The following is a 22,766-nucleotide window of genomic DNA, read 5'->3' on the forward strand; positions in this document are numbered from 1 at the left end:
TGAGAGGCCGGTGACCGAGGCGTGGACGCAGGCAGTACGAAGCCAGCTTGGCCTGGGCCGGCTGCTCCCGCTCGGCGGGCCCCCCGACGGGACGTGGATCACCGAGCAAGCGGCCGTCCAGGCCCTCGGGCGCACTGCCGCCGAGGTCCCCGGCGTCCGACTGGAGTCCCTGCGCATCGGGTCGGCGCCGCTCCAACCCGTGTCCGAGCCTGCCGTCCGTCCGCCGGCCAGCGCGCTACCGCCTGGCCCGCTCACCATCGATGCCGCCTTCGCCGCATCCCTCGTACGGCCGCTGCCGGAGACCGCCGACGAATTGAGGAGCGCGCTGCTGGGCGCGGCCGCTGAACGGCTCGGGCTGGCCACGGTGACGGCTGACATGCGCGTAACGGATCTCGTTGAGGTCCCGGAGGCGGGCATGACGTCTCCGACCGCGGCGACGGCCATGAGGCCCACACCGGAAGCCGCGGCCGAGCAGGGCTCGCCTCCGGTGACCGGAACAGGGTCCATGCGGGGACTCGTCGGGGAGCTGGCGGACATCGCAGCGGGTGTGCCGGGCGTCGCCCACCTCACCGCCGTGCTGGGCAGCCGCCCGGTCAGGGTGGAGGACCATGATGATCCACCCGGCCGACACATCGAGGTTCACCTCGCGGTCGCCCCCGGACACCATCCATTGCAAGTCGCCCGCGCCGTCCGGGACGCGGTGGCCGAGGCAGCCACCACTGACACCTCGGGCCCGGTCACCGTCGCCGCCCTCATCACGGAAACCGCGGCCTGGCGACGGACCTCGCCGGTCACCGTGATGAGTGCCCCTCAGTGATCGGCCGGCCCCTCTTCATCGGCCGCCCCCGGTTCTTCCCTTAAAGTGCGCGTGCGCGGACCGCTCCGCTGGCCCTGTCCTGCCGCGGTGTGAGACCTGCCTGGCAGGGAACCCGCATGCGGACGAAGGGTGTGCGCTGCCGCCGACAGACGAAGCAGACGTCGTCCTTGCTCCGCGGTCGCGCGATGTGCATCCGCAACGGCGGAAGCGCGTCCCTGCCTGTGGGCCGGTCTCAGCAACTTCCGAGGCGGCGCCTGACCATCTGCCTCCTTCGGAGAGAGTCTCAGCAACATGACCACAAACACCACGGTCCGCCCCCCGCCCTTGGAGAGGTCCGGCAGTGACTTTGCCCGGTTGTCGAGAAAGATCGCTGATGCCGGCCTGCTGGGGCGCCGTCCCGGCTATTACGCAGTGCGGATCACCGTGGTGGCCGCGCTCTACGTCGGTGGGTGGGCCGCCGTCGCGCTCATAGGCGACAGTTGGTGGACGCTGACCGTCGCCGGCTTCCTGGCCGTCGTCTTCGGCCAGGTCGCCCTGATCGCCCATGACGCGGCCCACCGCCAGGTGTTCCGGCGGCGCCGGGCCAGCGAGGTGTCCGGCCGGATCGCCGGTGCCGGTGTCGGGATGGGCTACGGGTGGTGGCAGGACAAACACACCCGCCATCACGCCAACCCCAACCATGAGGCACTCGACCCTGACCTCGACCCCGACCTGCTGGTCTGGTCCCAGGATCAGGCCCGGGCCGCCAAGGGGCTCCCCCGCCTGATCGGCCGCTGGCAGGCGTTCCTGTTCTTTCCGCTCCTCACGCTGGAGGGCTTCAACCTGCACGTGTCGAGCATGAAGGCGCTGGCCAATCGCTCGCTGAAGCACCGAGGGCTCGACGGGGCGCTGCTGTTCGGGCACTTCGTCGCCTATCTGAGCGTCCTGTTCTGGCTGCTGCCGCCCGGCATGGCGATCGCCTTCCTCGCCGTCCACCAGTGCCTGTTCGGCGTCTACCTCGGCTCCCTCTTCGCGCCCAACCACAAGGGCATGCCGATCCTGACCGGCGAAGACCGCCCGGACTTCCTGCGCCGCCAAGTGCTCACCTCGCGCAACGTCAGCGGCGGCCGGCTCACCGACATCGCACTGGGCGGACTGAACCACCAGATCGAGCACCACCTGTTCCCCAGCATGCCCAGCCCCAACCTGCGCAAGGCCCGGACCGTCGTCCGGCGCTACTGTGAGGAGCTGGGCGTGGACTACGTGGAGACCGGGCTGATCACCTCCTACCGGCTGGCCCTCACCAGTCTCCATCAGGCCGGAGCACCGCTCAGGCACCCCCACGTCCCCGCCTAGAGAGGCGCTGCCGCAGCCATCGGTGCCCGTGATGTGGTGTCGGACCACGCACGTCGGTCCAGAGCACGGCTGTTCGACGCTGTCGAAGAGCCGACCGCTCTGCGACTCGCCCCTGAGCCCGGCGAACAATAAGCCGTGCAAGGTCACTCGAGACCGACCAATGGCGACCGATGGGGCCGGATGAGCCGCCCCGCGACCAACGAAACCACAGGTCAGAGGCGCCCTGCCAGAGGCGTTTCCGCCCAGGGCTCGCCGTACGGCAAGATGGGCCGCTTCGTTCCGCCGGCGGCAGCGCCGCCTAGCACGTCCTGGAGGGACTTGCGTGCTCAATGCTGTTTCGGGCGGGCACGACCCGACCTACCAGCTCCAGACGAGCGTGCTCACGCTGATCTTTGGCATGGCGCTCATCAGCGTCGGCTGGATGCTGCGGCGGACGGGACGGCTACCTGCGTATCTCGACATCGGGCAGAAGGCGTTGGGCTCGCTGGTACCGCAAGGGGGCAAGAGTGCCGGCGTCGGTAGGCTCGGCGCGGCCATGATCGCCGTGGGTGGGTTCTTCCTCATCGGTACCGCATGCCTCGCGCTCGGGGCGCTGGGCGTCCTCGGTCCCTGAGAACAGGCTCGGGAAGAGCCACGCCGACCTCAGCGCGAGTGTCTGACTGCGTGACAACGTCGACGGACGTCGACGGACGGCGGCGGACGAGGGCGGACGCATCCGGACCAAACCGAGCGGCTGCATGCGCTGCAGGTGCGAATCCTGCCGGGGGCGCAACACGTTGCCGCTCTGACCTGGGGTTCATCCCCCAGGGAGGGGGTCCATTCGGCCTCGGACTCGTCGTCCGGGGTCGTTTGCGTGATCGGGAAGGACTTCCGTGTCGAGGCTGTCGGGCACGGTTCCGAGGTCGCGGCGGAGCTGGTCAAGGACGTCGTGTTGGGGGGTGCGGCACTTGGCCAATCCGAGTCCGGCCGACAGGCCAAGCCCTGGCATCGACGTGTATCCCGGCATGCTCAGGGGGACCACGCCGCGAGAAGCTCCGCCGGGCCGTACGCAGCGTCGAGCCCGGCGCAGTCGGTTCCGCTCCGCGAGGCAGCGATGACCGGCACAGGTGCAGGCGTGAGCGCGGCGCGGTGTCGATGCAGGGCCGCGAGATCGTGCCGGTCGAACGGGGAGTTCTCCAGCCACTTCACCGAGCCGACGAAGAACAGTTCCCTGGCGATCGGCTCGCGGTCCGCTCCCACGATGTCGATCTCCACATCGTTGGTGCGGGTCCAATAACCGCCGATCGCGGGGGCGGCGGGGAGGTCCCCGTCAGGCAACAGCCGTGCCAAGGCCTCGCGCACCAGAGGTTCAACGGCCCTACCGCGCCAACTGGTCCAGTTCTCGCGGATACGGCGCAGCGTCAGGTCACCCCGGCCCCTCTCGATCTCCTGCATCGCGGGGCCCAGTAGCTTCAGCCAGAAGCGGAGATATGGATCCGCGATCCGATAGCGGCGATCCTTCGAAGGCCGCGTCGACACGGGAAGCTCCGCCGCGATCACTCGCTTGTCCGCAAGGATTCCCAGCGACCGCTGTAGCGGCGTTGCCCCGATCCCGCCGGCTGCGCGCGCAATATTGGAGAACGTCCGCTCACCGCTGCCGATAGCCGAGAGCACAGTGCGGGCTTGCACCTGCTGGGGGAACTCCGCGGCGAGCGAGCGTTCCGCCGACACCAACAAGGCCGAGACCGGATCACTGAGCGCCTCCCGCAGGAACTCCCAGACGCCGGCGCCGTGCGTCCACTCCGCACAAATCAGAGGCAGTCCACCGGTGATCAAGGCCGCATCGAAGGCCGAGGCAGGGTCGAGGCCGAGCATCTCGCCCACCTCCGCCGGGTTGAGCGGCCCCAGCACCATCTCCCGTCCGCGCTGATGGAACGGGCGTCCATAGCTGTTCAGCGCTTCCATCATCGACAGGTCGGAGCCGATGAGAACCAGCAGAACCGGCTTCGTCTCCAGCACTCGGTCCCAGGCCCGCTGCAGCATTCCCTCGAACGCGCCCGCGTCATCCATCAAGTAGGGCACCTCATCCAGGACCACCACGCTCGCCCGGTCGTGCGGCAATACGGCGGCCAGTACATCGAAGGCGGCATCCCAGCTCGCCGGGCTGGCAGAAGACAGCAGGTTCGCCAGCGGAAGGCTGGATGACTGCGCGTCCTGACCGAGCCGCTCCAGGTCCGCCTTTGTCGACGCCCCCGTTGCGGCGTAGAAGAGGAAGGGCGCACCAGACATCTCGGCGAACCGCTCCACCAACCGCGACTTACCCACTCGGCGGCGCCCACGAAGCATCACGCACCGCCCGGGGCGCTCCCTGCCGATCCCCGCCGTCACCTTGCCCAGCTCGCGGTCCAGCGTCTTGAGCTCATGCCGCCTGCCTACGAAATCCGCCACGTCGCCGCCTTCCTCTACGACCATTACCCACCTCGCAGATACTAACATCACAGTTAGTAACATTAGTGTTAGCTGTGGCCCGTTCGGATGGAGGCAGTGACAGCCCAGTCCACCCACGAGAAATCAGCGTTGCGTGAGCCTGGCCTCGGCCTGCGGGAACCACGTGCCGGTGATCGCCCAGCTGGTGCAGGCCGACGAGGACACGGTCCGCGATGTGATCCACCGGTTCAACGAGATCGGGCTGGCCTGCCTGGCCCCTCAGTGGGCGGGAGGCCGTCCCCGCCGGCTCGGCCCTGACGACGAGGACTTCGTCGTGGCGACGGCCACCACCCGCTCCTCCAGGATCGGCCAGCGCTTCACCCGCCGGCCGTTACGCAAACTCGTCGTCTACCTGCGCAAAGTCCATGGCCGGGTGATCCGGATCGGCCGTGAGGCCCTGCGGCGCCTGCTCGCCCGCCGCGGCGTGACCTTCCAGCGGACCCAGACCTGGAAGGAGTCCACCGACCCCGAGCGCGACGCCAAGCTCGACCGGATCGAGCACGTCCTGGAGCACTTCCCCGACCGCGTTTTCGCCTTCGCCGAATGCGGCCCACTGGGCATCCGCCCCACCGGCGGGTCCTGCTGGGCGAAGCAGAACCGGCCCGACCGGGTCCCGGCGACCTACCACCGCACTCACGTGGTGACCTACTTCCACGGCTGCTACTCGGTCGGCGACGACACCTTGTGGGGCGTCAACCGCCGCCACAAAGGCGCCGTGAACTCCCTGGCCGCGCTGAAGTCGATCCGGGCCGCTCGCCCGGACGGCGCCCCGATCTACGTGATCATGGACAACCTCTCGGCCCACAAGGGCACCAAGATCCGCGCCTGGGCGGGTAAGAACAAAGTGGAGCTGCGCTTCACCCCGACCAACGCCTCCTGGGCCAACTCCGTCGAGGCGCACTTCGGGCCGCTGCGGCAGTTCACCCTCGCCGACTCCCACCACCCCGACCACACCGTCCGGACCCGGGCTCTGCACGCCTACCTGCGCCGGCGCAACGCCAACGCCCGCCACCCCGACGTCCTGGCCGCCCAACGCACGGAGCGCGCCCGCATCCGCAGCGAGAAACGCGTCCGCCGGGGCGGACACCCCCTCGCCGACGCGGCCTGACCGATCTTCTCAGCGGGGGTTCTACTCGTGAGGCTGCCAGGTGTAGCGGACGTCCGGCTCATGTTCCTCGTTGCGCAGCCCGTCGGTGTGCTCGACCGCGATGAAGCCGTGCCGCTCGTAGAACCGTTGAGCTGGTCCGTTGACCTGGAACGTCCACAGTCCCAGTCCATCGGGCCGCTGCTGCTTGGCCAAGTCCATGAACCGGTCGCCTACACCCCGGCCGCGCCAGGACGGATCGAGGTAGAGCTGTTCGAGTTCCTCGCCATCGAGTACCAGGAGCCCGATCACGGAGCCCTCGGCGACGGCTACCCAGGTCTCGCACTTCGGCACCACCACGTAGGAAAACCAATTCCGCACCTCGTCGTCGCCGTGCGCGCGGCGCACGGTCGGCAGCGCAGCGGTGAAAGAACGCAGCCAAACGTCGGCAACGTCGGCCGCATCAGAGTCATCCGCACGCCGAAACACAAGCTCACTACTGTTCACAGAGCGCGACTATCGCAGGTGGGTGATCTTGGCGCATCCGAATTTCGAGAGTGCCGTCCTCCCGGCGAACCTATGCGGTCAGAGCACTAGTGCGGTGGCCAGGAACGTTCGCCGGGGTCGGCTACGGCGACACGATGCAAGAAGCCACCGAGAAGCTTCAGGACCACTGGAAGGACTCAGCCTTTCCAACCTGAAGTTGCAGGTCACTGGGTCGGCGTGGGGCGAGGCCCGGTGCGCACGGGCTGTCTTCCGTGTGTCTACCAGAGTGTGGACGGTCCCGCGACGACCCAGCCAGCGTCGGTTGGCTTGGTCCAAAAGCCCAGTGACACCTCGATTACCTGCGCGCGGTAGGTGACCTCGGCGTAGAGATGGCTGCCAGTGTGGCCCCAGTTGCAGTCCCCGATGTCCCCAGATACGGCAGGCCGCCCGCGAAGGGGTCAGTCCCCGAGGCCGTCGCGCAGGAGGCGGCGGGCCACCTCGGTGCGGGCCGTGGCGAGTTCCGCGGCGATCCGCTCCGTCCGATGGGCCTGCGGCACCACCGCGGCCGGCTGGGGCTCCCCGGCGAGCAGGCAGGCGCGCCGCAGATGGGTCGGCGGGTGGGTGGCGTCGACCTGGTGCCCGCGACGGGCTCCGGCTCGCCTCTGCCGTTCGTACTCGTGCTCGGGGACGGACGCCGCGTACGCGGTGAGGACTTCCCACAGCTCGTCGGCCCGGGCCGCGGCCTCCCGGGCGGACCTTCTCCCGCCCAGGGCGGCACGGTTGGCCGCACCGCGCAGCTGGACGCCGAGCGCCCTGGTGATGAGCAACCGGTCCATGAGGCTCGCAGCCTCCTGGGTGGACGCGGTGCGGGCCGCCAGCCGGTCGGCGAGGTACTCGGCCCGGATCCCGGCTCGCGACGTCAGCCGGACGAGCAGTACCAACACCGCGTGGACCAGCAGGCGTGGGACCACGTAAAAGACGTTGACGAGCATCTCCATCGCGGACGGATGCGCAAACGGCCGAAGGGTCTGGTGCCAGAGGGCCATGGTCCGTATCGCCGAGCCCACCACCAGGCCGTTGCGTGTGTCGCCGTTGGCGTAGTGGGCCAGCTCGTGGCCGAGCAGCGCGATCCGCTCCCCGGGCGTGAGAACCTCCCACAGCGGCATGCCCAGCACCAGCAGTCGCCGGCCGCGCACACCGTACGTCGTGACGCAGGCGTTGATGCTCCCGTCCACGGCGATCACGTGCACGCCTCGGGTGCCGACCGCGTCCGCCACCTCGTCCACCAGGGCGAAGAGTTCGGGCGCGTCGGCCCGGAACAGCAAGGGTTGGTCGTCGGGCAGGCGGCGAGCCCTCGGAGCGAGCGCCCAGGCCAGCACCAGGAGCACCGGCCCCGCCACCATGCCGACACCGCCCCAGCCCGCCACCACGCACCAGACACCGCCGACGGCGAGCGCGAGGGTGACACCGTGCACGGTCAGTGCGAGCGCGGTGCCCGCCAGCGCCGAGGCGTCGCGCCGCGGGCGGGATTCCCGCCCGCTCTGCATCTCGGCGAGCAATTGCTCGCCATGCCGTCGGGCGAGGGCGCGTTCGGCTCGTTCCAGTCGGCCCCCGTCCGGTCTCGGCTCCTCGGGGTCCACGTTCCAGTCGCAGGCGGCACACCAGACGGTGAACCGGCTGTCGCCCCGGATTTCCGTGCCGCATTCCGGGCACGGCTGTGTCGTCTCTCTGGTCATGGCGGGCATGACGTCTTTCCCCTCCTCCGCAGCCCCTCCCCGAGCTGCCGCCTGCTGATACCGGGCGATCTGATCACACGGCCGAGACGCGGTGGGGCATGGGCCGTCCGTATCGGCTGAACCGTGATCTCGTCGCAATCGTCCGAGGGGCGGCGGTGGCTCGGGCAGCGTCCTCCGGGAGCGGGTGGCAAGAGGGCACGGGAACGGGGAACGGGAACGGCCCGTAGGCGACCGGTGTCCGGCTGAAGCCGTGGATACGGATCACAACGAGAATTCTCCGGTTCTCCCTGCCCTTGCATCGGGGCGGATTAAAGACCTCCTCTACGATTTCGCGCACATGCCGCCTTTGTTGCAGCAGTGGCGGGTGTGAGTTGAGCAAGGTGTTTTGGTGCGACTTTTTTGAATAAGGCCTGAACGCGCCCTTTTTGCAGGGTGTATGGGGCACTCACACTCAGGGAATGGTGGTGGTTCTCGACGGTGTCGGTCGGCCGGAGTGTCTGTTGTGTTCCTCCAACGGGCCCGATGTTCGTGAGCGTGGACGGATCATTCCCCTGTCGGCCGAACTCTGTGACAGGTGCTGGCACGAGGTGGCCAACGAGCTTGCCCTGGGTGAGGGGGCCACAGCCGCGCCGGAGGCCGAGGTGGATCCGGACGATGGGGGATGGGTGGAGCCGCCTACCTGCCGGCGTTGCGATGCGCCCGTGCGCCGGTACCCGACCAACTACGACCGTTGGGTCGAGCTGGCCACGTTCGAGCTGCCGGCGAAGAAGGTCGCTCCGCACCACCGTTGGCGTCTGATGCGGCCGAGGGCGGCGAACACTCCGGTCGTGGTGGCTACAGTGGCCGTCAGGATCGGCGCCGTCGACCCCACGCCCGGGGAACCCGTCATTCCCTCCCACGAGTTCGTCTGTCTGCGGCGTGACGCCTGACGCCGATTCCAGTGGAGAAAGTGGAGAAAGAGGCACCGGTGAGTGACGCCGAACCGTCCGCGCCCCGGCGCGCCGAAGCCAAGCGTGTGCAGGATCGGCGGCGGCGGGAGCGTATGCGGACCAATGGGGGCGTCGAGCGTTACACCGTCGAGGAGATCGGGGCGCGGGACGGGTGGGTCTGTGGGCTGTGTCTGGATCCGGTGGACCGGGTCCGGGAGCACCCCGATCCTCGGTCCCCGAGCATCGACCACGTCCGCACCATCTCGTCCGGCGGCACCGACACCCGGGACAACGTGCGTCTCACGCACTGGGGTTGCAACCATGCGCGCAACGACAGCACTCCGCTGAGGACTGTCGAGGAGGCCGAAGCCCAGCGCGCGGTGCTCGGTCGGCTGCCCGGCCTCCGGGACCTCGCGGAGAGCCTGAACGCGGAGGACATGGTCCGGCGGTCCCAGGCGTACCACTCGCCCGAGCGGTACCGGGCCAAGCTGGCCCGCCGGGTGGAGCGTTACGAGCGCGAAGGGCGCTGAGGCGTCCGGAGGCCCGGCCCTGCCCGCACAGCAACAGCAACAGCACGTCACCGTGCCATCGCGGGGCGCACCCCCTCACGCTCCTTCCACCGCACGCCGACCTGAAGAAGTGAGGGACAGGCACACTGGAAGGCAGAGCGTGCGGTGCGTGCGGTGCGTGCGGTGCGTCTCATGGCACCCCCGGGAAGGATCACATGTTCGTCATCTTCGGCACCAAGGGATACCTGTACCAGCTCGCGATACTGACGCTGGTGTGCGGGCAGTGCGGGAACCCCGCCGCGCATACGCTCAGGAAGCGGGTCACGAAGTTCACGCTGTTCTTCGTGCCGCTGTTCCCGATCTCGACGAAGTACCAGACGCAGTGCACGTTCTGCGGCGCGGAGCAGAAGGTGACCGCCGAGGAGGCGGAGCAGCTCCAGGCGCAGAGTTCGGGCGGCGGTCACGGCGGCTCGGGCGGTCCGTCCCACGGTCAGCCCCAGCAGCAGCGGTACCAGTCCTAGGAGGCGGCTGTCCGTCTTCCGGGGGCACCGGGGCCCTGTCCGCGAGGGTCCGGCGGGCCGCTGACCTCCCCAAAGGACTGAGGGAAAGAACTACCCGCCCACCCACCCTCCCCGGCCGCGAAGCGCGCGTCACCCGTCCGAGTGACCGGCTTGACCTGAGCGGAGCTGTCGGCAGGTCGCGTCACGGCGCGGACATCGTTGCGGCGCGCCGCCCCGCCCGCTCGGGCCGCCCCGCCACCCACAGCACCGACGTCACCAGCACCGAAGCCCCCGCCATCATCGTCATCGCCGTCGCCGGTGAGGTCAGTTGGGCCAGGCCGCCCGCCAGGGCCGCGCTCAGGCCCTGGAGGGTGAGCATGCCGGACGAGTGCAGGCCCAGGGCGTGGCCGGTGAGTTCGGGTGGGGTGAGGGTCAGGAGGTGTTGTTGCTGGATCAGGCTCGCGCCGAAGCCGACGGAGGCGAGGGTCGCGCAGGCCGCCGCGGCGGGGGTCGGGGGGTGGAGGGCGAAGAGGAGGTAGGGGGTGGCCAGGAGCAACAGGAGGGGGGTGGCCAGGCGGTCGCGGGTCCGGGGTGGGAGGAGGCGGCCCACCGTCACGTCGCCCGCCAGCATGCCGAGCGCCGCGCAGGCGAAGAGGAGGCCCGCCCGGTCGGGGGCGTAGGCGACGAAGAGGGACTCGCAGCCGACGACCAGGCCGTTGGGGATCCACAGGCCCAGGTAGAGGCGGCGGCGGGGGACGGACGACCAGAGCAGGGCGTTCGTGCGCCAGGTCTCGGCGACGGACGGGCGGCCGGAGGCGCGTGGGGCGCGGCGGGTCAGGCCGAGGGCGGTGCACAGGGCCGCCGCCGCGTACAGGGCCGCTGCCACCAGGAGGGTGACCGCCGGGGACAGCAGGGCCACGAGGGCGCCGCCGGTCGCGTAACCGGCGATCTGGGTGATGCCGTGCAGCATGTTGAACACCGAGCGGCCGAGGAGATAGCCGTCCTTCGGGAGGATCTCGTTCAGCAGACCCCAGCGGACTCCGCCGCCGAGGGAGGCGAACAGGCCCTGGGCCGCGATGACCGCGAAGACCGTCCACAGGGGCAGGCCGGGCAGGGCCAGCGACGCCGTGCTCACCGCGAGGAAGGCGGCGAGGCCCGCCGTCGTCGCGCGCGGTGGCAGGCGGTCCGCCGCCGAGAGCAGGGTCGTCGCGCCGACCACTTGGGCGAGGGACGGGCCGAACATGCTGAGGGCGGACAGGAGCGGGGAGCCGGTCGCCGCGTAGACGGAGGTGGCCAGGGCGAGACCGCCGATCGTGGAGGCGGCGACCTGGAGCGCGGAGGAGACGAAGAGAGGGGTGAACTCCGCGGTGCGGAAGAGGTGTTGATAGCTGCGCATGGGACACGACCCTCGTCGTCCCCCATCCTCCCGTCGTAATGTTTCGCGTACACGCGAAAGCTCTGCCAGAGTTCCGCCAAGGCTCTGCCAGGGCTCTGCCCGTGCTCCGCCGAAGCCGTCGGGCGGGCTCGCGTCGTACTGTCGGAGGTGACCGCGTGGGCTGGTGGCAGGTCAACGCCGACACCCTCGCCGGGAGCCGGTTCGTCGTCTCGCCGCTCGCGGAGACGTTCGCGAGTCTGAAGTTGCTCCACGCGGGGGCCGGTACGCATCCCGGAGAACGGGCCTGGCTGGCGGCCCATCTGCCGTCTTACCGGCGCGAGTTGGACCGTGACCCCGTCACCGCCCTGCTGATCCGCTCTGGGCTCGGCAGGGAGTGGATCGCCGACTTCCTGACGCCCACGCCCCGCGAGAACGAGTCCTTCGCGGACGAGATCGCCCGCGTCCGGGGCGCAGACCCCGCCGCCGCCCGCGCCCACCTCGTCCTCTCCCTGCGCGGCCCCCTGCCCTCCGCCCTGCACCGGGACGACCTTCCCGAGCGGGCGGCCGGCCTGCTGACGTACGTGTGGGAGGAGACCGTACGGCCGTACTGGGAGCGGCGCCGGCGGGTGCTGGAGGCCGATGTGCTCGCGCGGACCGCGCTGCTGGGGCAGGGCGGCTGGACGGCGGTGCTGGACGCGCTGCGGCCGGGGATGAGGTGGCTCGGCGAGAACCGGCTGCAGGTCAATCTGCACGAGTACCCGCCGCGTGAGATCTCCGGGGCGCGGCTGGTCTTCGTACCGGTCACGCCGCAGCGGACGGGGTGGGTGGCGTGGGAGGAGCGGGAGCGGTACGCCGTGGTGTACCCGTGCTCGGGGGTCCTCGCCGACGGCGGAGGCGGAGGCGGAGGCGAGGGTGGGGATCGTGGTGGTGGGGATGGGGGCGTCGTGCCCGCCGCGCTCGGGGCGCTTATCGGCGGAGCCCGCGCCCGGGTCCTCGTCCTCCTCGACTCCCCCATGAGCACGACCCAGCTGTGCGCGGTGACCGGGAAGACCCTCGGCTCCGTCGGCCGTCATCTGCGGGTGCTGCTGGACGCCGGGCTGATCCGGCGCGGGCGGGCGGGCCGGTCGGTGCTGTACGCGCGGACGGCGCAGGGGGAGGTGCTGGTGCGCGCGCCGCACCCTCGCGGGGGCGAACATCCTTCCGGAGATAGCATCCGTTTATGACTACAGACAACGCCACCCCCTCCGTCCTCGACGTGCAGATCGACGCTCTGAAGGGCGGCTCCGCGGACCTCGCGCAGTACGCCGGACAGGCCGTCCTCGTCGTGAACGTCGCCTCGAAGTGCGGTCTCACCCCCCAGTACACGGGCCTGGAGGCGCTGCAGGCACGCTATGCCGCGCAGGGCTTCACCGTGCTCGGTGTGCCGTGCAACCAGTTCCTCGGGCAGGAGCCGGGGTCGGCGGAGGAGATCGCGGAGTTCTGCTCGGCGACGTACGGCGTGACCTTCCCGCTGACCGAGAAGGTCGAGGTCAACGGTGAGAACCGGCACGCGCTGTACGAGCGCCTCGTGGACCACGCGGACGCCGAGGGTCACACCGGCGACATCCGCTGGAACTTCGAGAAGTTCCTGATCGGCCGCGACGGCTCGGTCGTCGCCCGCTTCTCGCCGCAGACCGAGCCGGAGTCGGCGGAGCTGGTCGCCGCCGTGGAGAAGGCCATCGGCTGACCGCCGGAGGACCCTTCGTTGACCTTGCCCCTGGGGCAAGGGGCAGCGTCCCTCTCGCCGGGCGGAAGGCGCCCGGTGACGGAGGAGCGACCCAGTGCGCATGAACGACGACGATCCGGACGACCTGCTCACCATCGGTGCCTTCGCCGCCCGCGCGCGGCTGTCGGCGAAGGCGCTGCGGCTGTACGACCGGCTGGGGCTGCTCCCGCCGGCGTACGTCGACGAGGTGAACGGCTACCGGTACTACCGGGCCGACCAGGTCGAACGTGCCCGTCTGGTGGCACTGCTGCGTCAGCTCGACATGCCTCTGGCGCGGATCGCCGAGATCGTCGAGACCGTCGAGCCGGACGGCGCGCGGGCCGCCGAGCGGCTCGCCGCGTACTGGGCCGGCGCCGAGGAGCGGTTCGCGGCACAGCGGACCCTGGTCGACTACCTCCGTGGACGGCTGTCGGGAAGGGATACCGGTATGTACGGGAAGTTCACGGTCGAAACGGTCGACACCGCTGCCCAGGTGCTGCTGACCCAGTCGCGCCACACGCTCGCGGACGAGTTGCCGGCGTGGATCGGGGCGTCGCTGGGGCGGCTGGAGGAGGGCGCGGCGGCGTGCGGCGGAAGCACGGGCGCGCCGTTCGTCGTCTACCACTCCGAGGTGTCGATGGAGAGCGACGGGCCCGCCGAGGCGTGCGTTCCGGTGGCGGACGAGAGCGCCGCGCGGGTGTGGGCGGCCGAGTACGGACGGTCCTGGGAGACGAAGGTGCGGGTGGAGCCGGCGGGACGGCTCGTGTACACCCGGATCAGCAAGGCCCAGGTGGCGCATCCGCAGATCCTGGCGGCGTTCGAGGCGGTCGAGCGGTGGATCGCCGGTCAGGGGCTGGAGATCAGCGGGCCGTGCCGCGAGATCTACTTCGCCGACTGGGAGGCGGCGGGTCCGGAGGACCCGGTGTGCGACGTGGCGTTCCCGGTCGCATCCTGACTCTGCCGGTGCCGGTCGCGTCCCGACTCTGCCGGTGCCGGTCGCGTCCTGACTCCGGCGATGCGGCCGTGGTCGGTGCCTGTGCCGGTGCGGCCGTGGTCGGTGCCGGGTGCGGCCGTGGTCGGATACCGGTGCGGCCGTGGTCGGTGCCGGGTGCCGCCGTGGTCGGATACCGGTGCGGTCGTAGGGGTTTCCCTACGGCCGTACCGGATCGCATACGTCCTGTCGGCCAACTGTCGGCGAGTGGTTAGCGTCTACCTCAACACACGGAGAACGTCAGGGACGACGTCGGTGAAGACCGCACCCGCCCGCACGAGCCGAAACGGAACGGAAGAGCCGCAGTGGCCTTTGCCGAGCTGACCCCACGACGACCCGTCTCGCGCGCCGACAAACCGTCGCGCGAGCCGTGGCGGGAACGCCATCGGGTGCCCCTCACGGCCGCCCTGTGCGCCCTGCCGCTGTATTTCGTGTGGTGGGCGGTCTTCGCGACCGGCGGCGGCGACCTCGCGGCCCAGGTGGCCTGGGCGGAGTTCGCCAAGATGTACCCGGACTCCGCGGTCAACCTGTTCTGGTACGGCGGTCTGCACGCGGCGAACTACAGCGTGCTCTCGCCGTACCTGATGGCGGCGTGCGGGGTGGTCCCCGTGACGCTGGTGTCGGGGCTCTCGGCCTCCTGGCTGGCCGGTGCGGTCGTCACTCGCATGGGTGTACGCGCGCCGGTGCCGGTCGCGCTGGCGGCGACGTTCTCGCTGTGGTGCCAGGTGGTGTCGGGGCGCTCCACGTTCATGCTGGGCACTGCCTTCGCGATGGGGGCCCTGCTGGCGGTGCTGAGCGGGCGCGGCGGGCGGCAGCTCGCGGCGGCGGCGGTGTGCGCGACGCTGTCCACGCTGGGGAGTCCCGTCTCCGGGCTGTTCCTCCTCGTGATCGGCGCCGCGTATCTGCTGTGCCGTGAGTGGGGCCGGGCGGGGGCGCTGATCCTGCCGCCGGTGACCGTCGTGGCCGTGACCACGCTGCTGTTCCCCTTCGAGGGCGAGCAGCCCATGGCCTTCAGCCGGATATGGCCGCCGGTCGTGCTGTGCGCGGTGGTCGTGCTGGTCGCGCCGAGCGCCTGGCGGGTGCTGCGCCTGAGCGCCGCGATCTACGCGCTCGGCGTGGTCCTGTGCTACCTGATCCCCACACCCATCGGCACGAACGTCGAGCGGCTCCTGGAGCTGGCGGGACCGGCGGCCGCCCTGGCGATCTGCCTGTACCGGGGCGAGGCGCGCACGGACGGCGCCCGGCTCCCCCTGCCCTGGTTCACGCCGCAGCGGCGGACGGTGGCCGGAGTGGTGGCCCTGGTGCTGTCCGTGACCTGGCTGACCGGCAAGACGACCGCCGACATCGTCACCAACACGAAGGTGCCGGAGTGGGCGGTGAAGACCGACGGGGTGGTGAAGGAGCTGAAGCGGCTCGGCGCCTGGAAGACCCGCGTCGAGGTGGTACCGGCCCGCGACCACCGTGAGGCCGCCATCCTCGCCCCGTACATCAACATGGCCCGCGGCTGGAACCGGCAGGCCGACGTGGAGCGCGGCCGGCTGTTCTACGAGGGCCATGGCGGGACCGAGGTGCCCGAGGGGGCGTTCACGCCGACCGCGTACAAGGCGTGGCTCTCGCAGTGGGCCGTCGGGTTCGTGGTCCTCGTCAACGGCGAGCCGGACGGGCCCGCCGAGCTGGAACACGCGCTGGTGACCAGTGGGCCGGACTATCTGCAGCCCGTCTGGCAGGACGCCAACTGGAAGATCTACCGGGTGAAGAACGCGACCCCGCTGGTCGACCGCCCCGCCACCGTCGTCAGCGCGGACGGCGCCAACCTCGTCGTCCACATGCCGAGGGCCGGCGAGGTCACCGTCCGCGTCGCCTACTCCCCCTGGCTCTGGGCCGACAACGGCTGCCTCACCGCCGACCGCGAGTCCGACGGCGACCTCACCGAGTTCACCCGCCTCACGGTCCACGAACCCGGCAACGTGCGCATCAGCTCCCAGTACGGCGGACCGTCCCGCAAGACGGCCCTGGAGTGCGAGAAGGAAGCGGACGAGAAGGGGGTCGGCGGGGAGGAGTGAGGGGGGCGCTCGGCGGGAGGCGTACGGCGGACACGGGGAAGGACATGGAACGGGCTCCTCTGCGTGTACGTGACTGGCGTGTACGGGTCCGGCGTGCTGGTACGTGCGAGGGGGCGCCGCGTCCGGACGCGGCGCCCCCTCGTGGCGCTTGCGGGTCGGAGACCCGGCGGCCTCAGAACTCGACGCAGCTCACGCTGTTGTCGCCGATGTCGTTGTTGCTGAAGTCCGCGTCCGCGCTGTTCGCGGCGGCACGGTAGCGCAGGTGATCAAAGCATTGCGTACCGAGTCCCGTCCATGGCGCTCGATCGCGAGGAAGAGGCGGCCGACCGCCTTGGGAAGCAAGCCTCGGAACGCGTTTGACGCGCACGGAAGCGCCCCTTCCGTCCGTGTGGTCGGAAGGGGCGCCTCGTGCCTTGTGCCGCGTGCCTTGTGCCTCGGGGGTCAGTCCGCGCGGGTCAGTCCACTCCCGTCAGCTCACTCGGGTCAGCTTGGTGAGGAAGCCGGGCTCGGTGAGGGTTTCCTGGAGGGCGACCGGCACCTCCACGCCGTCGCCGGTGCCGTTGCCGACGATCAGTGAGCCGACCTCGGTGCCCGGCTTCGCCTCGTGCGGGATGGTGGCACTCGCGTCGAGTTCGATCTTGACGGTCTTGCCGGCCCAGCCGACCGCCGAGACGTTCTTCGTGACCACGACCGGGGTCCGGCCGCCGAGCCCGTCGTCGACGTATCCGACGACGTCGCCCTTCTTCAGGATCGTGTCGGAGGTCAGCCCGTCCTGGGCGGCGAGCATCGCGGTCTTGCTGACCGCGTTGACCGTGTCGATGATCGGCGGGGTGTGCTGGCCGAGGATCGCGCCGACGACGATCGCCGTCTCACCGCCGACCTCCTGCGTGGCCGCGAAGAGGAGGTTGCCGCCGGCGGCCGTGGTGGAGCCGGTCTTGATGCCGATGGCGTTGTCGTAGGGGACGAGCCGGTTGTAGTTGCTCCAGGGCTGGCCCGAGGGGTCCTTCCAGGAGGGCAGCCTGGTGATGTCGGTGAGCGCCTTCATCTTCACCAGCTCGTTGCCGAGCTTGACCTGGTCCTCGGCGGTGGAGACGGTCGTCTCCTTCAGCCCGGACGGGTCGGTGTACTTCGTGTTCTTCATCCCGAGGTCCTTGGCGGCGGCGTTCATCTTCTTGACGAACTCCTCCTCGGAACCGTTGCTGTCCCAACGGGCGAGCAGCCGCGCGATGTTGTTCGCGGACGGAATCATGATGGCCGCGATCGCGTCGTACTGGGAGAGCGTGTCGCCCTCCTTGACGGTGTTGAGCGTGGACTCGCCGTCCTTGTCGTAGCCGCCCTCGGTCTCCGCCTTCGCGTCGACCGGGATCTTCGCGCCCTTCTCCCCGGCCTTCATCGGGTGGTCCTTGAGGATGACGTAGGCGGTCATCGCCTTGGCGACGGAGCCGATGGCCACGGGCTTCTGCTCGCCGAAGCTGTCCATCGTGCCGATGCCGTTGACGTCCATCCAGCCCTGTCCCTCGTCGGGCCACGGCAGGGACATCTTGCCGCCCTTGAACGCGTACGACTCGTCGGCGGTCAGGGCGAGGGTGGGGGCCGGGAGCGGGCGCAGGGACTGTGCGACCGCGAACACGATCACCAGCAGGATGGCCAGGGGGGTCCAGATCTTGACCCGGCGGATGAACGTCCGCACGGGGGTCTGGCGCGGCGGTGGGGTGTTCGTCAGTTCGGCCAGCAGGTCGAGCGGCGGCTTCGGCGGCAGCGGCTGCTGCGTCGTCCGCTCCGGGCCCACCTGGGGGATGGTCCGCGTCGCCTCCGCCGGGGTGATGGCGGGGCTGTCCGGGGTCGCGGCCGGGGGCCTCGGCGGGGCGTGCTCGTCCAGCGGCTTCAGGGCGACGAATTTGCTGGTGCGTTCGGATGGGGGCGGGGGGGTCGTGCTGCCGGGCTCGTCGTCGGCATCGACCTTCGCCCTGCCGGCGGGGGCGGGCTCGGTGTCGCCCTTCGCCCTGCCTGCGGGGCCGGGATCGGCGTCGGCCGCGACCTTGTCGGTGACGTCGGGCCTGGCGTCGGCCTTGGCTCCGTCGGTGGCCTCGGCGCTGTCGGCGTCCGTGGACCTGACGGCGTCCTCGGGCTGGTCGACGGGCTCGGTGGCCTTGGTGGCGGCGCCGCCCAGCTTGAGCATGGTGGTGGGGTGGTCCACGGCGGGCGGCCGGGGGGCCCGGAAGATGGCGGTCGGCTGATCCACAGCCCGCCCCGCCTCGGCTCCGCCATCGCCCTCCGACGTCCCACCCGCACCACCCGCGCGGCTTTCGTCGTCGTCCGCGGGTGGCCCCTGTGGGGCGCCTCCACCGTCGGCGGCGATCAGCTCGTCGGCGGGGCCTGATTCGTCGGCGGGGCCGTCCGGGCCGTTGACGGGATCGTCCCGGCCGTCGGCGGGGCCGTCCCGGCCGTCGGCAGGGTCGTCAGGGCCGGCGGGGGCCTGCGGCCCGGTGGGGGCGTGTGGCTGGTCGGCGTCCACGTCCACGGCCGCGTCCACGTCCACGGCCTCGGTCGAGTCCGAGCCGACGCCTGCACCCTCGCCGGCGCGGGCGGTCCCGCTCGCGCTCGCGGCGCCGGGGCGCCCGGCAGCGGAGAGGTGAACCGTGCTGTCGGTGGCGGGGGGCGCGTCGGCGGGGTCGGACTCCGTGCTGGCGGCGGCAGCCGGGCGCGTGTCCGTGGGGTGCTTCGCACTGTCGGTGGTGGCGGAACCGGGCGTAGACCTGCCGTCCGATTCCACCCGGAGCGTGGTGGTCTTCGGGTCGTCGCCGGATCGGGAGGTCTTGGCGGCAGCGTCGGCCTTGGCCTCCGTGCCGGCCTCGCTGCCGGTGTCGGCGTCGGCGTCCGTACGGGCAGCGGCGGCGGAGTTGGTCTCCTCGCCCGCCCGAGCCGCGGGCAGTCGTACCGCTGAGGCGGTGGGGGTGGGCGCAGCGGCAGCGCTGTCGTGCCGGTCGGCGTCGTCGTCCCCGGCTGCCGGGGCCGTGTCGGCGGACTCGGTCCTGTCCGTGCCCCGGCCGCCTTCGTCAGCCCCGGGGACAGGCTTGCTGCCGGGGGTCTCCTCCTGGCGCTGGTCCGGCGCGGCGTCCTGGCTCTCCTCGGCGGCGTCCGCCGCCCCAGCCCCCGGCTTGCCGCCCGAGGCCCTCTCCGCGCTCCGGCCGTGGCCGTCCGGGCCCGTCACCGCGCCACCGGCGTCCTCACCGTCGCCGGAGTCGGTGTCCGCCGACGCGTCGCCCGCGTCCGCGTCCGGGACAGCGGGCGGCGAGTCGGCATCCGAGCCCGCGTCATCCGTACCGGCTTCCGAAAGCTCCGCGTCCGAGCCGTCGTCGGACGCCTCGGCGTCCGAGTCGCCCGCCTCCGGACCTCCCGCACCCGAACCGGCATCCGCACCAGCCCCGTCCGAGCCGTCGGCGCCGGCGCCGGCGCCCGAGCCCCTACCGGCCTCCGGCCCGTCCGTCTCCGATTCGGCACCCCCGACGGCTCCCCGCCCCGCAGAGTCCGCCGAACCCGAACCCGAACCCGAACCGGCACCGGCACCGGCACCGGCACCATCCAGATCGGTGCCTTCCGCCTCCAGCAAGGTCCGGCGGGAGAACACCGCTGTCGCCTGGTCCGGCTTCGGGGCGGGGTCCCGGGACATCGCGAGGCGTGGGTCCAGGGATGGCTTCGCGGGGCCGGGGGCGTCCCGGAGCGGTGGCTCGTTCCCCGATGTCGACTCCGTCGACGACTCGTACCGCTGCGACCTGTCGGGGGACGTGCCCGCCACCGATGCCTCCTCCCGCGCGCCGCCCGTCCTAGGAGCGCGCGCCCAACCGAACCGTGATTCCGTGAAATCCCGCCGCCCGGACACTAGTCACCGGCGCACCGCCGCGCCTCGCCGCTGTCCGAACCATGTACCAGTGTCCTGTGTGCGGGCTTAACCCCTGCGGTAGACGAGAACGACATACCTATCGGTTCCACTACATTTCGGTCACGCACTCTCGACAGACCAATGTGAGAGGGGTCACCCTGTCTGTCATCCACGCGGGGAGGCATGGATGGGCAGGAGCCGCAGAACGATTCCGGAAGAGCTTCTGCTGCTGGCGTTGGACCCGGCCACGGGTACCACCGCACAGCCGCAGTCGCTCGACCTTGGTCTGGCCGGAGCGCAGCTAGTGGAGCTGGCGCTGGCCGGACGGATAGCCCCAGACGGGGATCGTATCGCCGTGGTGTCCCCACGGCCGACTGGAGATCCGACTCTGGACTGCGCGTTGGAGTTGCTGCGAAGGCGTGGCGCTCCCGTACGGGCGGTCCATTGGATCGGCGGGCCGCGTCTCGGGCTCCGCCAGATCTATCTCTCGCATCTGGAGCGGTGCGGCATGGTGCATGCCGTGGCGGGCCAGATGTGCGGAGTGCTGCCGACCACTCGCTACCAGGCGAGTCAGACCGAGATCAGCCGGGAGATCCGAGCCCGGCTGGACTCCGCGATCCGCACCGGCGTCCCGCCGGACCCGCGGACCGCGGCGCTCGCCGCGCTGGCGCACGCGGTCGGCCTCGGCAAGCACCTGTATCCGGGGAACGAGGGACGCTCGTCCCGCTCCCGGCTGCGGGACCTGATCCGGCACGACCCCATGGGGGGCCTGGTGGCCCACGCCGTCATGGACGTGCAGAACGGCGTGGCCGCACAGCCGCGCCGCAGCCCGGCACCGACCGGCCGTCAGGCCGCCCCCGGCGCCAGGCCACCCGCACCGGAACCCGCGCGCGGTGTTCCGATGCAGCCACGCCGCGGCTCGATGGCCCGTGTAGTGGCGCACTGAGAGACACACGCAGCACACCGCAGGACCAGAAGCACGAAGAGCACCGAGAACACCTGAAGCGCGCGAGGAGTTCGGCGCAGGCGCCGAGGCACCGGGGTGCGTGTGGGAGCAGGACCCCTGAGCCGCGGGTCCCTACCCCACCGCACCACGTGCGTCACGGGCGCCCAGGGACCCAGGACCCGGTTCGGGAGCCGCAGGTTCGCGCGGGGCGTGTGGGGCCGTAGTACGCCCCCACACGCCCCGCGCGACCGCATGCCCGCGCCCGGCCCGCAGGCGGTCGCGTGCAGGCGGCCGCGCCCACCTCGCCGCCATGCCAGGCCGCGAGTGACGTCGAGGCCGGCCGCGCCCCGCGCGCGTCCATCCGGCGGAGATCCCTCCACGGCGGAAAAACATCGGCGCGAACGGCGCGTACGCAGCGCATATCCGCTGTTTTCCAGCGGTACTCGGCACCTTGGTGGCAATCTGCTCAACAGCAGATACGCAAAGTAGAGGCACGCAGCCGGAGGTGCACGTCCCGTGGCGTCCAACGTCAATCCCACCGTCAGGCGACGCCGGTTGGGCCAGGAGCTGCGCAGGCTCCGCGAGCTCAAGGGCATGACCGCCGAGGAGGTCGCCGAGCGGCTGCTGGTCTCCCAGTCGAAGATCAGCCGCCTGGAGAACGGCCGCCGCAGCATCAGCCAGCGTGACGTCCGCGACCTCTGCGGAGTCTACGAGGTCGAGGACCAGCGGGTCGTCGACTCCCTGATGCAGATGGCCAAGGACTCCCGCCAGCAGGGCTGGTGGCACGCCTTCGGCGACGTTCCGTACAGCGTCTACATCGGTCTGGAGACCGACGCGGCCAGCCTGCGCGTGTACGACCCCCAGGTCGTCCCCGGGCTGCTGCAGACCCGGCCGTACGCCGAGGCGCTCATCGCGGGCGCGCTGCCCGAGACGACGCCCGCCGACATCGACAAGCGGGTCCAGGTACGGCTGAGGCGACAGGAACGTATCTCCGCGCCGGAGAGCCCCCTGCGGCTGTGGACGGTCCTCGACGAGTCCGCGCTGCGCCGGGTCGTCGGCAACCGCTCCCTCATGCGCGAGCAGCTGGAGCATCTGGTCGAGCAGCCCCAACTCCCGCACGTCACCGTCCAGGTGATCCCCTTCGACATGGGCGCGCATCCCGGCCTGAACGGGCAGTACGCGATCCTGGAGTTCCCGGACGCGTCGGATTCCAGCGTGGTCTACATCGAGGGTGTCACCAGCGACCTGTACCTGGAGAAGCCGGCCGATGTCCAGAAGTACAGCGTCATGTACGAGCACCTGCGGGCCCAGGCCCTGAACGTGGAGCAATCCCGCCAGCTCATCGCCGACATCGCGAAGGACTACGCGCAACTCCGTCCCCACTGAACGGCCCCCGACCGCCCCCGAACGGTTTCCGCAGGGCCGCTGAACGGCCCCTCCAGGCCTGGTGGGACTGAAGGGGCCGGAAGATACACCCTCGACACACTCGGGGGGAAGACCCCCATGGAATATGCCACCCACCCGAGTGAATAGTCGCTTCGCCAGCCGATGTTGGCGAGTAGCGTCGATCACGCCAAGGAAAGCAACGACCTTGGCGCAAACCGAACCGTGGGCTCCGGCAACGGACAGCACCCTTCCACGGTTCGGCGACAGCAACTCAGCGACCAACCGGCAAGCGGAGCAGAAATGGCAATTCAGCAAGGCGCCCAGAACTCGTGGGTCAAGTCGTCCTACTCCACGGGCAACGGCGCGTGCGTCGAGGTCAAGTCCCCCGTCGTCTCGGCCCTGTCCGTGCGCGACTCCAAGGTCACCGACGGCCCGACGCTGGCGTTCCCCGCCGACTCGTGGAGCGCGTTCGTGGCCGAGGTCGGCCGGGGAGCCTTCGACCTCGCGTGACCATGGTTC

Annotated in this window: 18 protein-coding genes and 1 pseudogene; 14 read left to right on the top strand and 5 right to left on the bottom strand. The window is 70.8% G+C overall.

The features are described from left to right. Positions 1 to 10: 10 nt before the first annotated feature. The 3 genes from H4687_RS20470 to H4687_RS20480 all read left to right on the top strand — a co-directional run bounded on the left by H4687_RS20470 (position 11) and on the right by H4687_RS20480 (position 2,765). Positions 11 to 817: a hypothetical protein gene (locus H4687_RS20470; RefSeq protein ID WP_046917761.1), complete on the top strand. Its 807-nt coding sequence runs from the start codon at positions 11 to 13 to the stop codon at positions 815 to 817. Positions 818 to 1,108: 291 nt separating this feature from the next. Then, the gene (locus H4687_RS20475; protein WP_046917733.1) at positions 1,109 to 2,152 is read left to right on the top strand and encodes a fatty acid desaturase family protein; all 1,044 of its coding nucleotides are present in this window, start codon (positions 1,109 to 1,111) and stop codon (positions 2,150 to 2,152) included. 322 nt (positions 2,153 to 2,474) lie between these two features. Then, entirely contained in the window at positions 2,475 to 2,765 is a 291-nt protein-coding gene (locus H4687_RS20480; protein WP_046917732.1) for a hypothetical protein, read from the top strand. 395 nt (positions 2,766 to 3,160) lie between these two features. On the opposite strand, the gene H4687_RS20485 is transcribed toward H4687_RS20480, so the two are convergent. Beyond that, positions 3,161 to 4,579: an ATP-binding protein gene (locus H4687_RS20485; RefSeq protein WP_046917760.1), complete on the bottom strand. Its 1,419-nt coding sequence runs from the start codon at positions 4,577 to 4,579 to the stop codon at positions 3,161 to 3,163. Between the two features lie 139 nt (positions 4,580 to 4,718). Between H4687_RS20485 and H4687_RS20490 the strand changes: the two are divergent. After that, positions 4,719 to 5,726: pseudogene (locus tag H4687_RS20490) on the top strand (IS630 family transposase); the annotation flags it as partial. 21 nt (positions 5,727 to 5,747) lie between these two features. On the opposite strand, the gene H4687_RS20495 reads toward H4687_RS20490, so the two are convergent. Together H4687_RS20495 and H4687_RS20500 are read right to left on the bottom strand one after the other, a co-directional pair. Continuing rightward, positions 5,748 to 6,110: a GNAT family N-acetyltransferase gene (locus H4687_RS20495; RefSeq protein WP_451682034.1), complete on the bottom strand. Its 363-nt coding sequence runs from the start codon at positions 6,108 to 6,110 to the stop codon at positions 5,748 to 5,750. A gap of 536 nt (positions 6,111 to 6,646) precedes the next feature. Further along, positions 6,647 to 7,933, bottom strand: coding sequence for a M48 family metallopeptidase (locus H4687_RS20500; protein ID WP_046917730.1), 1,287 nt, complete (start codon positions 7,931 to 7,933; stop codon positions 6,647 to 6,649). 449 nt (positions 7,934 to 8,382) lie between these two features. On the opposite strand from H4687_RS20500, the gene H4687_RS46545 reads away from it, so the two are divergent. The 3 genes from H4687_RS46545 (at position 8,383) to H4687_RS20515 (ending at position 9,883) form a co-directional block, all read left to right on the top strand. Then, positions 8,383 to 8,853 (top strand): DUF6083 domain-containing protein, encoded by a 471-nt coding sequence (locus tag H4687_RS46545; protein WP_225966761.1) that lies wholly within the window; start codon positions 8,383 to 8,385, stop codon positions 8,851 to 8,853. Between the two features lie 113 nt (positions 8,854 to 8,966). Further along, on the top strand, positions 8,967 to 9,383 hold the full coding sequence (locus tag H4687_RS20510; RefSeq protein WP_046917759.1) for an HNH endonuclease: 417 nt from the start codon (positions 8,967 to 8,969) through the stop codon (positions 9,381 to 9,383). A gap of 194 nt (positions 9,384 to 9,577) precedes the next feature. Next, entirely contained in the window at positions 9,578 to 9,883 is a 306-nt protein-coding gene (locus H4687_RS20515) for a zinc-ribbon domain-containing protein (protein WP_050398159.1), read from the top strand. A gap of 181 nt (positions 9,884 to 10,064) precedes the next feature. Here H4687_RS20515 and H4687_RS20520 read toward each other — a convergent pair whose 3' ends face one another. Continuing rightward, complete coding sequence (locus H4687_RS20520) at positions 10,065 to 11,258, bottom strand: MFS transporter (protein ID WP_050398160.1); 1,194 nt, start codon at positions 11,256 to 11,258, stop codon at positions 10,065 to 10,067. A gap of 155 nt (positions 11,259 to 11,413) precedes the next feature. Here H4687_RS20520 and H4687_RS20525 point away from each other — a divergent pair, with 155 nt between their 5' ends. From H4687_RS20525 to H4687_RS20540, 4 genes are all read left to right on the top strand, one after another. Continuing rightward, positions 11,414 to 12,460, top strand: coding sequence for an ArsR/SmtB family transcription factor (locus H4687_RS20525; protein ID WP_046920225.1), 1,047 nt, complete (start codon positions 11,414 to 11,416; stop codon positions 12,458 to 12,460). Beyond that, positions 12,457 to 12,963 carry a glutathione peroxidase gene (locus H4687_RS20530; RefSeq protein ID WP_046920226.1) on the top strand — a complete coding sequence of 169 codons (507 nt, stop codon included), beginning with the start codon at positions 12,457 to 12,459 and terminating at the stop codon, positions 12,961 to 12,963. The genes H4687_RS20525 and H4687_RS20530 overlap by 4 nt, the downstream gene beginning before the upstream one ends. Before the next feature lie 100 nt (positions 12,964 to 13,063). After that, on the top strand, positions 13,064 to 13,936 hold the full coding sequence (locus tag H4687_RS20535; RefSeq protein ID WP_046920227.1) for a MerR family transcriptional regulator: 873 nt from the start codon (positions 13,064 to 13,066) through the stop codon (positions 13,934 to 13,936). 425 nt (positions 13,937 to 14,361) lie between these two features. Further along, positions 14,362 to 16,035 (top strand): hypothetical protein, encoded by a 1,674-nt coding sequence (locus tag H4687_RS20540; protein WP_046920228.1) that lies wholly within the window; start codon positions 14,362 to 14,364, stop codon positions 16,033 to 16,035. A 469-nt stretch (positions 16,036 to 16,504) separates the two neighbouring features. Here H4687_RS20540 and H4687_RS20545 read toward each other — a convergent pair whose 3' ends face one another. Continuing rightward, the gene (locus H4687_RS20545; protein ID WP_050398161.1) at positions 16,505 to 19,831 is read right to left on the bottom strand and encodes a D-alanyl-D-alanine carboxypeptidase; all 3,327 of its coding nucleotides are present in this window, start codon (positions 19,829 to 19,831) and stop codon (positions 16,505 to 16,507) included. A gap of 271 nt (positions 19,832 to 20,102) precedes the next feature. Between H4687_RS20545 and H4687_RS20550 the strand changes: the two genes are divergently transcribed. The 3 genes from H4687_RS20550 (at position 20,103) to H4687_RS20560 (ending at position 22,757) form a co-directional block, all read left to right on the top strand. Further along, positions 20,103 to 20,861 (top strand): GOLPH3/VPS74 family protein, encoded by a 759-nt coding sequence (locus tag H4687_RS20550; protein ID WP_005486078.1) that lies wholly within the window; start codon positions 20,103 to 20,105, stop codon positions 20,859 to 20,861. Positions 20,862 to 21,377: 516 nt separating this feature from the next. Further along, complete coding sequence (locus H4687_RS20555; protein ID WP_046917908.1) at positions 21,378 to 22,247, top strand: helix-turn-helix domain-containing protein; 870 nt, start codon at positions 21,378 to 21,380, stop codon at positions 22,245 to 22,247. A gap of 300 nt (positions 22,248 to 22,547) precedes the next feature. Beyond that, positions 22,548 to 22,757, top strand: a complete 210-nt coding sequence (locus tag H4687_RS20560; protein WP_046917909.1) for a DUF397 domain-containing protein — start codon at positions 22,548 to 22,550, stop codon at positions 22,755 to 22,757. The last annotated feature ends 9 nt before the right edge of the window (positions 22,758 to 22,766 follow it).

This window comes from Streptomyces stelliscabiei (assembly GCF_014873495.1).
Classification (GTDB): Bacteria; Actinomycetota; Actinomycetes; order Streptomycetales; family Streptomycetaceae; genus Streptomyces; species Streptomyces bottropensis.